Annotated in this window: 9 protein-coding genes; 2 read left to right on the forward strand and 7 right to left on the reverse strand. The window is 74.6% G+C overall.

What is annotated here, in order from left to right:
• Positions 1-3: 3 nt before the first annotated feature.
• The 6 genes from ABZS51_RS06335 to ABZS51_RS06360 all read right to left on the reverse strand — a co-directional run bounded on the left by ABZS51_RS06335 (position 4) and on the right by ABZS51_RS06360 (position 7,118).
• The gene (locus ABZS51_RS06335) at positions 4-351 is read right to left on the reverse strand and encodes a VOC family protein (RefSeq protein ID WP_355437048.1); all 348 of its coding nucleotides are present in this window, start codon (positions 349-351) and stop codon (positions 4-6) included.
• A gap of 95 nt (positions 352-446) precedes the next feature.
• A complete protein-coding gene (locus ABZS51_RS06340; RefSeq protein WP_355437050.1) occupies positions 447-1,286 on the reverse strand; it encodes a helix-turn-helix domain-containing protein in 840 nt (279 codons plus the stop codon).
• A gap of 73 nt (positions 1,287-1,359) precedes the next feature.
• Positions 1,360-3,177, reverse strand: coding sequence for a glycosyltransferase (locus ABZS51_RS06345; RefSeq protein ID WP_355437052.1), 1,818 nt, complete (start codon positions 3,175-3,177; stop codon positions 1,360-1,362).
• Positions 3,178-3,208: 31 nt separating this feature from the next.
• The gene (locus ABZS51_RS06350) at positions 3,209-5,179 is read right to left on the reverse strand and encodes a glycosyltransferase (protein WP_355437054.1); all 1,971 of its coding nucleotides are present in this window, start codon (positions 5,177-5,179) and stop codon (positions 3,209-3,211) included.
• Positions 5,176-6,684, reverse strand: a complete 1,509-nt coding sequence (locus ABZS51_RS06355) for a glycosyltransferase (protein ID WP_355437056.1) — start codon at positions 6,682-6,684, stop codon at positions 5,176-5,178. Before ABZS51_RS06355 ends, ABZS51_RS06350 begins: the two co-directional genes overlap by 4 nt.
• Positions 6,681-7,118 (reverse strand): hypothetical protein, encoded by a 438-nt coding sequence (locus ABZS51_RS06360; protein ID WP_355437058.1) that lies wholly within the window; start codon positions 7,116-7,118, stop codon positions 6,681-6,683. The genes ABZS51_RS06355 and ABZS51_RS06360 overlap by 4 nt, the downstream gene beginning before the upstream one ends.
• Positions 7,119-7,378: 260 nt before the next feature.
• Between ABZS51_RS06360 and ABZS51_RS06365 the strand changes: the two genes are divergently transcribed.
• Both ABZS51_RS06365 and ABZS51_RS06370 read left to right on the forward strand, forming a co-directional pair.
• The gene (locus ABZS51_RS06365; RefSeq protein WP_355437060.1) at positions 7,379-8,536 is read left to right on the forward strand and encodes a family 2 glycosyl transferase; all 1,158 of its coding nucleotides are present in this window, start codon (positions 7,379-7,381) and stop codon (positions 8,534-8,536) included.
• Positions 8,533-10,152: a glycosyltransferase gene (locus tag ABZS51_RS06370; RefSeq protein WP_355437062.1), complete on the forward strand. Its 1,620-nt coding sequence runs from the start codon at positions 8,533-8,535 to the stop codon at positions 10,150-10,152. Before ABZS51_RS06365 ends, ABZS51_RS06370 begins: the two co-directional genes overlap by 4 nt.
• 34 nt (positions 10,153-10,186) lie before the next feature.
• Here the strand turns inward: ABZS51_RS06370 and ABZS51_RS06375 are convergent, their stop codons facing one another.
• Complete coding sequence (locus tag ABZS51_RS06375; protein ID WP_355437064.1) at positions 10,187-11,737, reverse strand: glycosyltransferase; 1,551 nt, start codon at positions 11,735-11,737, stop codon at positions 10,187-10,189.
• Between the last annotated feature and the right edge of the window lie 96 nt (positions 11,738-11,833).

Here is an 11,833-nt window from a genome sequence, read left to right on the forward strand (position 1 = left end):
CATTCAGCGGTGGCTCAGTACGTTGACCACGCGGCCGTTGGGGTCGCGGACGAAGAACCGGCGGACGCCCCACTCCTCGTCCTGCAAGGGATGCACGATCTCCGCACCGCTCTTCCGCATGACCGCATAGGCCGCGTCCACATCGTCCACCTCGACGCTCAGGTCGGGGATGACCGGTGCGGTCCTGTCGCCGGTCATGAAGCTGATCTGCGCTGCCGGGCTGGACGGTGAGGCGAGCGTCGTGATCCAGCCGAGGTTCATGGCCTCCTCGAACCCCAGCAGCCCATAGAACTCCCGGCTCTCCCGCACAGCCTCCGACCGGATGTTGGGCACGACACGGTTAACGATCATCGACGACTCCAAGCGAGTATGAACATGTCTCCGGACTCCCTGTCCGCGGCCGCGGCGATCATGACTCGGCCGGCCCCGGCCACACCGAGGGACGGTCAGCGTTGTCGTTCCGCGGCATGCGGCCCATCGTCGCCCAGGGCCGCGTCCAGGTCTTGTACGGATGGGAACTCCGCGAGCCATCGCGTCGCGGTGAGGCCACCCAGGGCGCGGAAGTCCCGCGCCAGATGGGCCTGATCGGCGTAGCCGCACTCGACCGCGGTCTCGGCCAGGGACGGCCGGTACCGGGAGCGCAGCAGACGCCGGGCACGCTCGAACCGGATCACCCGGGCCGCAGCCTTCGGCGGCAGGCCGATCTCACGCTGGAACCGGCTGGTGAGGTGCCGGCGGCTCCAGCCCACCTCCCGGGCGAGCGCGCCGATGCGCAGCCTCCCGGCGGTCTCGGTCAGCCGCCGCCACGCCTGCGCCACCTCGGCCGGCGGCTCGCCGCGGCCGGCGTCGGCCAGCCCGGACAGCGTGGTGTCCAGCAGCCGGAACCGGTGCCGCCACGTCGGCGCGGCGGCCAGCCGTTCGGCCAGCTCATCGGCCCGATCGCCGAGCAGGTCCGGCAGGCCGACCACGTCACCGGCCAACTCGCCGGCCGGCACCCCCAGCAAGGCCCGTGCGCCTCGCCAGGGCACATCCAGTTGCAGGCCGTACTGCAGGCCATGGTGCGACATCACGACCGGACCGTCGTGCAACCCGCCGGCCACGGACACGAAGGACACTGGCCGACGTCCCACGAAGTCGAGCGTGCCGGACAGGCAGACGACGAGCGTCAGATGCGTGGACGGCAGCCCATGATGCAGCCCCGGCGCACCGGACCAGCGATACCCGGAGTAGCCGGACACCAGCCCGCGCAGTCGCGGCGCCGCCCGCCTGCGCACATACTCCGGCATGTGCCCAGACTAGGACAGCGCGGATCGCCGCCGCCCCGGCCCACGCTGGAGCCGGCCCGGAGGCTCGTCGGGCTCAGGCTTCCGGAGAGGTGAGACCGCGGACCCGGCGCACGGCCCGCCTCAGGACCGCGCGGTTGAGGACGGTGCGGTCGCGGGTCCGGGAGAGGGACACGGCCTTGCGGCGCCACTCCTCGGCCTTCTCACGCCAGCGCGCCGCGTCCCTGGCCGCCTTGCCGGCCTGCCTGCGCTGCTCCGCCAGCTCGGTGCGGAGCGCGTCCGTGCGCCTGCGCAGGAGGAGGATCTCCTTGTCACGCTCGGCCAGCCGGGCGACGTGCTCCGGGACGGGGCGCCTGCGGGGCGGGTAGACCTCCGGGCGCCGGGCGAAGCCCCACGACGCGCCGTCCAGCCACTCCACGCCGAACACCTCGTCCAGGACGTCGTCCAGATGCTCCCCGGGCCGGGCGACCAGGGCGGCGCGCGACAGGGCCGCCGTCCGCTCCAGGCGGGCGGTCACCACGCCGTCCCCGGTCTCCTCCAGCGCCAGGCACAGGGCGCCGCCGTCGGCCTCCTCCAGCCGCTGGACGAGACGCTCGACGGCGTCGGGGGCCGGCACCCAGCCGGGCGGCACGAGCAACCGGAACGGCGGCACGACCGGCGGCGGCTCCTGACCGGCACCCGCGGGAACACCGGCGCCTCCGGTGACGGCGACTCCCGCGCCGGCCGGACGGTCGTCGCTGTCCGGCTCTCCGGCGTCCGCGGGAGGGCCGGCCGGTGCGGGCCAGGCGGGGTGCGGGGCGAGGCGGACCCGCGGGTCGTGCGCGAACGTGGCCTGGATCAGACGCAGGTCCAGGTCGGGGTCGCGGAGCGGGGAGCGGCGGCCGGAGCCGAGGGACGTCCACGGGCCCTCGACGGTGACCCGGACGTCCGGCAGGCTCGCGCCCAGCAACGCGTCCACACTGGCCCGTACGTCCTCGTAGGCTCCGGCCGGGACGTACGCGTCCACGTACGGCACGAGCCACTGGCGGCCCGGATCCGTGCGCAGGTAGCGACGGTAGGGCACCCGGTCGGCGACGTACGGGTCGTTGTACCGCTTGAGGGCGGCGAAGTCCCGCATGGCCGTGGGCAGGCCGACGTGCCAGGCCCGCGCCTCGGCGTCCGGGACGAAGACCGCGCCCGCCTGGGTGAGCCGGTACCCCAGCTCGGTGTCCTCCGCCAGCACCAGCGAGGTGTCGAGCCCGCCGATCGAGCGCAGCAGCCAGGCCGGGTACGAGGCCGTCGCGCCCACGTGGATCCTCGTGGCCAGCGAGCTGGGCGCGGTGCGCAGCCCGTCGTGGTCCTCGATGATCCTCTCGGCCCAGTCGTGGCGCTCCGGCGAGAGCGGGAACAGCTCGCGCTCCGTGCCCGCCCGCAGGGCCGCGACGACGTCCTCGGGCCCGGGCAGCCGGTCGGCGGAGGTGAAGTCGATCCAGCCCAGCACCACCAGGTACGGGGCGAGGTGGTGCCAGCGGAGCTGGGCCTCGACGTGGGTCCGGTGGGGCACCATGTCCGCGTCGAGCACGAGGACGACCTCGCCGGCGGCGGCGTCGAGGCCCGCCTGGAGCGCCCAGGCGCGTCCCCAGCCACCGTACGGGCTGGAGATGAGCTTGGTGCCGTCCGGCACGACCTCGGGCAGGCGCAGCGGGACCGCGCTGCCGTCGTCCACCACGACCACGTCCATCAGCTCGGCCGGGTACGTCTGGGCCGAGAGCGCCGCGAGCGTGAGGTCGAGGGTCGCCTGGCGGTCGTGGGCGGGGATGACGACCGTCACGGTCAGCGTGGGGGTCCAGCCGCCGAGGGGCGGCGGGGTGAGCACGCCGAAGTCCTGCCGCCGGATCCGGGGGATGAGGGTCATGATGCGCTGCTCCGGTCGAGCTCCATGAGGGTCATGACGCGCTGCTCCGGTCGAGCTCCATGAGGACGCTGGGGCGGAATCCCCGCCACTGCTTCTTGTTGCGTTGCAGGAACGTGCCGATCGGCTCCTGCCAGGTGTGGTTGGCGGCGGGGCCGCGGCGCAGGACGTAGCCCAGGCCGTGGGTGCGGTAGATCTGCCCGCCCGCCGCCTGCAGCGCCTCCTGGAACTGCGTGTCAACCGAGCGGCGCAGCGGCCGGAACCCGCCCACCGCCTGGAACGCCGACCGCTCCACCAGGATCGTCCCGCCCGCCACGAAGCTGGTGATCTGCTCGGTGACCTGGCTGCGGTGCACGGTCACGTCGATCGAGGACAGGTAGACGAACTCCGGCACGGTCCCCACCACCTGCGCCCCCGAGTAGGAGTGGGCGAGCAGCAGGTCCGACAGGAAGTCCGGGCCGTACCAGTCGTCGTCGTCCATCTTGAGCAGGAACGAGCCGGACGCCCGGGAGGCGGCTTCGTTGAGCACCTCGCCGAAGATCTGCCGCCCGTCGGCCTCGTACACGGTGAGGGGGCCGTCGTGGGCGGCGATCGCCGCGGCCACGTCGGGGTGGCCGGCGGGCACACCGTGCAGGGCGAGGACGACCTCAAGCTGCGCGCCGCGCTGCCGGGCCGCCTGCCGCAGCGCGAAGCCGACCATGTCGGCGCGGCGGGTGGCGAGCAGGACGGACGTGAGGGGCGGCGCGGGCGCGGGCGCGCCGAGCTGCTCCCAGCGGGCGGCGACGCCGTGGGTGCGCAGGGCCCGGCGGCGCAGCCTGACGCTGTGCTCCTCGCGCCGCAGGTCGTCGGTGAGGTCGGGGCGGCCGGTCAGCAGCTCGACGAGGTCGTCGCCGAGCCCGCCCGCCCAGCGCGGCACCGACTCCGCGACCAGCGGGACACCGGCCGCGGCGAGCCCGGCCAGCACCCGCACGGCGGCGAGGGGGCCGCTGTGGGCGTGCCGCCAGTCCACCTCGACGCCGCGGATCTGCCGGAGGCGGGCCACGTCGGCGTCCGTGACGCCGCCCGACTCGGCGAACGTCGTCACCGTCCTGCCGTCGAGCACGACCGCCCAGCGGCCGTCGCGCTCCTCCAGCGACGCCATGCCGCGCGACGGGGTGGTGACGAAGCCCTGCGGGTTGACCAGCCGCTCGTCCACGGGCGGGATCATGGACGGCTCGGCGAGCACGTCGGGGTCGGCGAGCGGCAGCGCGGCCCCGCCGGGCCGGCCGAGCCGCTCCCAGGTGGCGGCGCGCGCCATGGGCCGCTCGATGGGCCGATCGTCGCCGGTCCAGCCGCCGGGGCCCTCCTCGGGCGGCGCCGCGGGCCCGGAGTCGGAGGTGCGCAGGACCATGTCGCCGCCCGGCGCCCCGACGCGATCGGGGACCGGGCCGGTGACCTCGGCGGGTGTGGCGTTGGGGTCGCCCGGCCGCCAGTCGGCCGCGCCGACCCCGGCGAGGGCGGCGGCGGGCGCGGCGATGACGTCGAGCCGGTGCCCGGCGAACGCGCGCGAGGTCGCGGTCACGGTACGGCCGGCGGGCGTCGGCGCGGAGAAGCGGGCGTCCACCACCCACACCCGGTCCTTGGGCCGGTGGACGCGCAGGTCGGACAGCGAGCGCCAGCGGTGCGCGGGCGTCGGCGTGGGCACCGGCGCGGGGTGCGCGGGCGGGGTGTCCAGGACGGCCACGACCACGCGGCGCGTCTCCGGCAGCAGTTTGTGCAGGGTGGCGGCCCGGCGCAGGTCGGCGGGCGTGCCGGCGATCACCAGCACCTCGGCCACCTGCTCGGCGGCGGGCGGCGGCTCCAGCAGGTCCCGGTCGAGATCCACGATGTCCCCCGCGTCCCCCGCGTCCCGCGAATCCCTCGTGGGGGCGGCGACCGGCGAGGCGGGACCCGGGAGGTCGCAGACGTCGATCCCGGCGAGGAAGACCCGGGCCCCCGGCATCTCCGCCAGCAGCTCCCCGATCATCCGGCGCTCCTCAGATGCCTGATGAGCGAGGTCAGCCGCCCCTCCTCCTCGGCGGCGGGCCCGGCCGACAGCCGCTCGACCTCGGCCGAAAGCCTCTCCAGCTCGCCCCGCAGCCTCTTCACCTCCGCCAGCCGATCGCCCGCCAGCGCCCGCCATCTGGCCGCGTCACCGGCCGGTGACTCCGCCTCGGCGACCGGCACCAGTCCGTACTCGCCCCCGCTCACCCACAGCGACCCGAACATCTCGTCCACCAGGTCGTCGGCCACGCCGTTCAGCCGGGCCGCCCGGGAGAACGCGGCGGTGCGCTCCAGGCGGGCCGCGACCACGCCCTCCGGCGACTCGGCGAGGGCCACGCAGACCAGGCCGAGCAGGTCCGCGTCGGCCTGCCGTACGAGCCGGGACAGCGTGTCGGCGCCCGGCGCCCAGCCGGCCGGCAGCCGCAGCAGGAACGGCGCCGGAGCCGCGGAGAGCGGCTCCTCCCCGGCGAAGGAGACGCGCGGCTCGTGCCGGTAGAGGTGGGTGAGGAGGCGGGCGTCCAGCAGCGGCTCGTCCAGGCAGGCGCGCCGCCCGTCCGTGAGCTCGCCCCACGGGCCGACGATCGTGACGGCCGCGTCGGTCAGCGTGCTCGCCAGGATCGCGTCCACCGCGCCGCGCGTCTCCTCGTACGTGGTCGCGGGCACGACCACCCGCACGTACGGCACGAGCCAGTGGCGGCGCGGATGGCCGCGCAGCCAGCGCAGGTCGGGCACGAGGTCGCCCAGGTAGGACCAGTTGTGCCGGTGGACGTCCTGCTCGCGCCGCATGACCGTGGACGGGCCGACGTGCCAGCCGCGGGCGGCCGGCTCCGGGATGAACACCGCGCCCGCCTGCGCGAGCCGGTAGCCGAGCTCGGTGTCCTCCGCCATGTTCAGACGGGTGTCCACGCCGCCCGCCGCGCGCAGCAGGTCCGCGCGCACCGAGCTGGAGGCGCCGGTGTGCAGCAGGTACGCGCTGGAGCCGGCGTCCTTCAGCATCCGCGTCGACTCCAGGGTCTTGGTGGTGTACGCCGACGGGGCGCCCTCCTCGCCCGGCGCGTCCACGAACCGGGTCTCGCCGATCACCACGGCGTGGTCGATGAGGTGGTGCCAGCGCATGTGCGCCTCGACGTGGTCGTCGGCCAGGATCATGTCCGAGTCGAGCCAGTGGACGACGTCGCCGGTGGCGGCGAGCCGGCCGGCCTCCCGGGCGGCGCCGCGGCCCCAGCCCTCCGTCACCCGCACCACGCGCGCGCCGGGCACGTCGAGGGGCGGCTCGCTGCCGTCGTCCGCCACGACCACCTCGACCAGCTCGGCGGGGTAGGTCTGCGCGGCCAGCGACGCCATGGTCCGCTCCAGGTCCGCCGGCCGGCCGCGGGCGGGGATCACCACGGAGACGGTCAGCTCCGGTCGCCACGCTCCCAGCTCCGGGGGCTCCAGCGAGCCGTAGTCGTTGTGCCTGACGCGCGGTACGCGTGCCGTCCCGCTCATACCGGTCCCTCGGCCAGCGCGCGGACCTCCGCGCGCAGCTCCTCCACCTCTCGGGCGCGGACCATGGCGTTCACGCGGTCCTCGCCGAGGGAGGCCAGGATCGCGGAGAGGTCCTCGTCGCGCCGGCCGGAGGACTGCTCCACGGCCGCCGTCAGCTTGTCGAGGCGCGTCTCGATCCGCCGCAGCGCGGTCAGGGTCTTGGCCAGCTCGCCCTCGTGCTTCTTCACACGCAGGTCGATGCGCAGCGCCTTGCCGTCGAGTCGGCGTACGACGAGCACGAGCAGGGCCAGGGCGGACAGAGCGATCAGGAACGCCCCCGTCGCCGCCGCCGCGCCCACGGTCACGAGGCCACCCAGGACGAGCAGCGCGAGGGCGGCGACGGCCAGGACTCCGAGGATCGCGGCGGCCGCTGCCGTTCGGCGGGGCGAGAGCATCCGCGCTTACCTTTCGTAGACATGGACTTCGTGGTCTTGAACTGCGTAGACATGGACTTATCCGGCGTCAAGGATTTATTGACACCTTAATCAACATTCGCCACTACGTTGCCATAAGTTCCTGGAGACAAACTGGGAAAGATCGCTTGTGGCCTGCGGCATCGCGCGACAACCTATGACGCACTGGGCTACGGGCCAGTAAAACCGGCGTAAGGTAGGCGCCGATCTGAGTCCCACGCCGGTCGAGGAGCGCCGCACGCATGTCCGCCGTCACCCCCTGTGGCTTCACGCGCACGCCGGACCAGGGGCTGGCCCGCCTCCACTGGAGCGAGGCCGGATGGACGGTCGACGGCACCGAGGCCCCCGAGGACACCCGGCCCTCCTCACCGCCCCCGGCCTCGACCCGCACGCAGCCGGCCGACATCGCCGCCCTGCGCCCGCTGCGCGGCCTGGAGGTGGACTGGCCGGCCGCGCCGGTGCCGCTCGACGGTCTCGTACGGCTGGCCGCCGCCGGCGTGCCGCTCACCGCGACGCACGCGCCCGCCTGGGTGCCCGCCGGCCTCGCCGCCGTGATCACCGACCGCGCCTGGCTCGCCCACGAGCCCGACGGCACCGTCCGATGCCTCTCCGACCTGCGACGCGAGGAGCACAGCGTACGGCTGCGCCGCCTCGCCCACCGCCCGGCCGGCACGCCGTCCGTCAGCGTCGTCATGGCCACCAAGCGCCCGGAGCTGGTCCCCGGCGCGCTCGCCCAGATCGCCCGCCAGCGCGGCGCAGAGGTCGAGGTGCTGCTGGGCCTGCACGGAGTGCCGTACGAGAGCGTGCGCCGGGCCGTCGAGGAGCTGCCGCTGCCCGTGGCCTGGACCGAGGTGCCCGCCGAGGTGCCGTTCGGCACGGTGCTCAACGAGGCCGCGGCGCCGGCCGGCGGCGAGTACCTCGCCAAGTGGGACGACGACGACTGGTACGGCCCGGACCACCTCGCCGACCTCGTCATGGCCCTGACCTACTCCGGCGCCGACGTGACCGGCACCTCGGGGGAGTTCTTCTACCTGGAGCCGCTGCGCGCGACGATCCGGCGCAGCATGTTCGCCAGCGGCGCGGCGTACCGGAGCGAGGTCTGGTCCGATCATGTGGCCGGCGGCACGATCCTGGTTCCCCGTACGAAATTTCAGGAGATCGGGGGATTTCCCGCCCAGCCTCGTGCGGTCGATCGTGACTTCCTGAAAGCCGCCGCCGAGTCGGGCGCCGGTATCTACCGCACACACGGCCTCGGTTACGTCCTGAGGCGCGGGCTCAGCGGCGACCACACCTGGCAGCTCCCGCTCGCCCACTTCCTCAAGCTCGCCTCCAGCCAGTGGCGCGGCTTCCGGCCGAGCCTGCTGATGGAGGACGGCGGCTCGCGGGCGGAGGCGGCATGAGAGTCCGGGGCAACGACTATCGGGTCCTGCGACCGGCCGAGGACTTCACGCCCCGGCTGACCGTCAGCGTGATCGTGCCCGCGTACGGCGGCCAGGACAAGCTGGATCTCGCGCTGGCCGCGCTGGCACGCCAGACCTACCCGGCGGAGCTGACCGAGGTCGTGGTCGTCGACAACGGCAGCACGCCCCCGCTGCGACTGCCCGACACGCGGCCGCCCGGCACCCGCCTGATCGTCTGCGACCGCCCGGGCCGGGCCGCCGCGCGCAACGCCGGGCTGGCCGAGGCCGGCGGGGACGTCGTCCACTGGCTCGACTCCGACGTGCTGCCGGCCCCCGGCGCCGTCGAGGCCCACATGCGCTGGCACCACGTCGCGCCGTACCTCGTCGTGACCGGCTACATCAGGTTCACCGACGTGCCGGTGCCGGCGGAGTTGCCCGACGACCTGGAGCAGGCGTTCGAGCCGGCCGAGCCCCACGGCTGGATCGTGGAGCTGGTCGAGCGCACCGACGGCCTCACGGACAACCCGCAGCGCCCCTTCAGCCTGCACGTCGGCGGCGCCACCTCGGTGTCGGCCCGGCTGATCGAGGCGGCCGGCCCGATGGACGAGGACCTCGTCCTGGGCCAGGACACCGAGATGGGCTACCGGCTGGCCCAGGCCGGGGCGGTGTTCGTGCCCGAGCCGCGGGCCCGCGCCTACCACCTCGGGCCCACCATGCGCATGCGCGACAAGGAGCGCATCGACCGGGTCAGCCACGCGTTCGTGGCCGACCGCATCCCTTCCTACCGGTGGCTGCGCTCCCATCCGGGCCGCCAGTGGAAGGTGCCGTACGTCACCGCCGTGGTCGACGGCACCGCGGGCTACGAGAGCGTGCGCGGGACCGTCGACGCGCTGCTCGCCGGCACCCTGGCCGACCTGAGCGTCGTCGTCACCGGCCCGTGGGAGTCGCTGGAGCGCGAGCGCCGCGCCCCGTTGGCCGACCCCGGCCTCGACCTCGTCCTCGTCCACGGCCACTACCTGCACGAGGGGCGCGTCCGGCTCTGCGACACCCCCGTGGTGGATCCCGCCGTGCCGTACGTGCTGCGCCTTCCGCGCGGGTGGGCGCCCGGCGAGGACAGTCTCGCCCGGCTCCTCGACCTGTGCCGCGACGAGGGGCTGGGGCTGGTCAACGTGCTCCTGGACGAGTCACCGCACGGCGTGGTGGCCGCCCGGCTCGAACGCACCTCGGCCTTCGCCCGCGCCCGCCTCCTGGCGCGGCCCGGCGAGGACCTCGACGACGTCGTGGACGAGGTGGCGGGCGTCACCTGGGTCGAGGGGGAGACGTACGCCTTCACCACCGAGCCCGCCGCCGTCACCGGCCGCCGCAGCGTCCTGCGCGCCCGCGACGAGGCCCAGGCGGAGGCGGCACGGCTGGCCAAGGAGGTCGAGCGGCTGCGCGGCCAGGTCGGCAAGTGGCGCGAGGAGGCGGGCAAGTGGCGCAAGAGCACGGTCGAGCTGCGCCGCGACGTCAGCGCCCTGCGCAGGCAGCTCGCCGCCGCCAACCGCGCCCAGCAGAGCATGCGGGCGCTGCTGTCCACCACGGTCAAGCGCGCCCTGGGCAAGCGCCCGCGAGCCTGACGCCCGCCCCCGGCAAGGCCACGGGGCAGGGGCGTCAGTTGGAGCGCAGGGCCGACTTCAGGCGGCCGAGCAGCGACCGCTCGGCCTCCGGGCCGACCGTGTCCGGCACCGTGACCGGCGCGGCCTTCGCGGCCTTCGCGGCCGTCGGGGCGGCCATGGTGGGCCGCGCCTGCCCTGCGGAGGAGGCGGCCGGAGCGGCCGACGCGGCCGTGCCGGCGGGCGCCGGGGGCCAGTAGCGGTCCGGCGCCACGTGCCGTACGCCGTGGGTGGTCGCGATGATCTCGTCCAGGTCCTCGCCCGGCTCCGCCAGCAGGAGCGCGCGGCCGAGGGCGGAGGTGCGTTCGAGCCGGGCCGCGCGCCCGTCGGGCAGGTCCACGACCAGCACGCCGGTGAGGTCCTTCTGCGCGTCCTCCACCATGCGCTCCAGCGTGGCGCGGTGCAGCGGCACGTCGACCGGCCCCCGGTAGCGGAACGGGGCCGGGGCGGGGGTGGGCGCGGCCTCGTCGATCAGCCTGATCCGCTCGTCGTGGGCGAACAGGTCGCGCATCAGCCGCAGCTCGAAGCACGGGTCGCCGAGCACCGAGCGCCGCCCGTCGTGCAGCGGCGACCACGGCCCGACCAGGGTCACCGCCACGTCCTGCAGCTTGCCGTCCAGCGCGGCGGCCACCGCCCGCCGTACGACGGCCTCGGAGGCGTCCGTGACGTCCAGCACGATCTCGACGTAAGGCACCAGCCACCGCCGCCCGCGGTCCTTGCGCAGGTCGCGGCGGAGCGGGACGCGGTGCGCCAGGTACGGCTCGACGGCGCGCACCGCGCGCTCGCGGTCGAGGTGCTGCGCGGGCAGCCCGAGATGGACGGCCCGCGCCTCCAGGTCCGGGACGAACACCACGCCGTGCATGGCCAGCCGGTAGGCGAACTCGGTGTCCTCCCCGCGCAGCACGGTGGGGTCGAGCCCGCCCACGGCGTGGAAGACCTCGCGCGGCAGGGCCACCGTGGGCCCCGTGCACACGTGGTACGGGTTGCGGCTCTTGCGCAGCCCGTCGGTCTTGGCGATCGTCGCCTCCGTCGAGCTGGCCACCGCCTTGTCCAGGTCGAACAGCTCTCCCAGGTCCCCGGCGCGGAAGACCTCGCCCGCGGTGAGCGGCGGCGCCTCCACGAACCGCTTCATCCCGATCGTGACCAGGTAGTCGGTCACGTGGTGCCAGCGGGCGAGCGCCTCGATGTGCTCGCGGCAGGGCACCATGTCGGCGTCGAGCCGCTGGATGATCTCGCCGTCGGCGGCGTTGGCCCCGGTGTTGACCGCGTTGGAGATGCCCCAGCCGGTCCGCACGGGCACCAGGCGGGTGTTGTCCGGGCGGATCTCCGGCAGCCGGATCGGCGGCTCGCTGCCGTCGTCCACGACCAGGACCTCCAGGAGGTGGCCGGGGTACGTCTGCGCGGCGAGCGCGGCGAGCGTCAGATCCAGGTGCGGCCCGCCGTGCGCGGGAATCACCACGCTCACGGACCGGGCGGGCGTCCAGGCGCCGAGCTCCGGTGGCTGCAAAGGAGAAAAGTCGTTCTGCGTCATGGCAGGACGCGCGTTCATGTCGGTGACCCCCCTGGCCGAAACTTTATCGGGAGATGCTGAGAATTTCCTGTAATGCGGCACACCCGATGGGAAGTCTCCCGACCCTTGGACGGC

Origin of the sequence: Nonomuraea sp. NPDC005501 (assembly GCF_040605905.1) — a bacterium.
Taxonomy (GTDB): Bacteria; Actinomycetota; Actinomycetes; order Streptosporangiales; family Streptosporangiaceae; genus Nonomuraea.

Excerpts from the sequence above, each read along its gene's own strand:
- ABZS51_RS06365 (WP_355437060.1), top strand. The coding sequence starts at position 7,379 with ATGTCCGCCGTCACCCCCTGTGGCTTCACGCGCACGCCGGACCAGGGG.
- ABZS51_RS06345 (WP_355437052.1), bottom strand. The coding sequence starts at position 3,177 with ATGACCCTCATCCCCCGGATCCGGCGGCAGGACTTCGGCGTGCTCACC.
- ABZS51_RS06355 (WP_355437056.1), bottom strand. The coding sequence starts at position 6,684 with ATGAGCGGGACGGCACGCGTACCGCGCGTCAGGCACAACGACTACGGC.
- ABZS51_RS06340 (WP_355437050.1), bottom strand. The coding sequence starts at position 1,286 with ATGCCGGAGTATGTGCGCAGGCGGGCGGCGCCGCGACTGCGCGGGCTG.
- ABZS51_RS06350 (WP_355437054.1), bottom strand. The coding sequence starts at position 5,179 with ATGATCGGGGAGCTGCTGGCGGAGATGCCGGGGGCCCGGGTCTTCCTC.
- ABZS51_RS06375 (WP_355437064.1), bottom strand. The coding sequence starts at position 11,737 with ATGAACGCGCGTCCTGCCATGACGCAGAACGACTTTTCTCCTTTGCAG.
- ABZS51_RS06335 (WP_355437048.1), bottom strand. The coding sequence starts at position 351 with ATGATCGTTAACCGTGTCGTGCCCAACATCCGGTCGGAGGCTGTGCGG.
- ABZS51_RS06370 (WP_355437062.1), top strand. The coding sequence starts at position 8,533 with ATGAGAGTCCGGGGCAACGACTATCGGGTCCTGCGACCGGCCGAGGAC.
- ABZS51_RS06360 (WP_355437058.1), bottom strand. The coding sequence starts at position 7,118 with ATGCTCTCGCCCCGCCGAACGGCAGCGGCCGCCGCGATCCTCGGAGTC.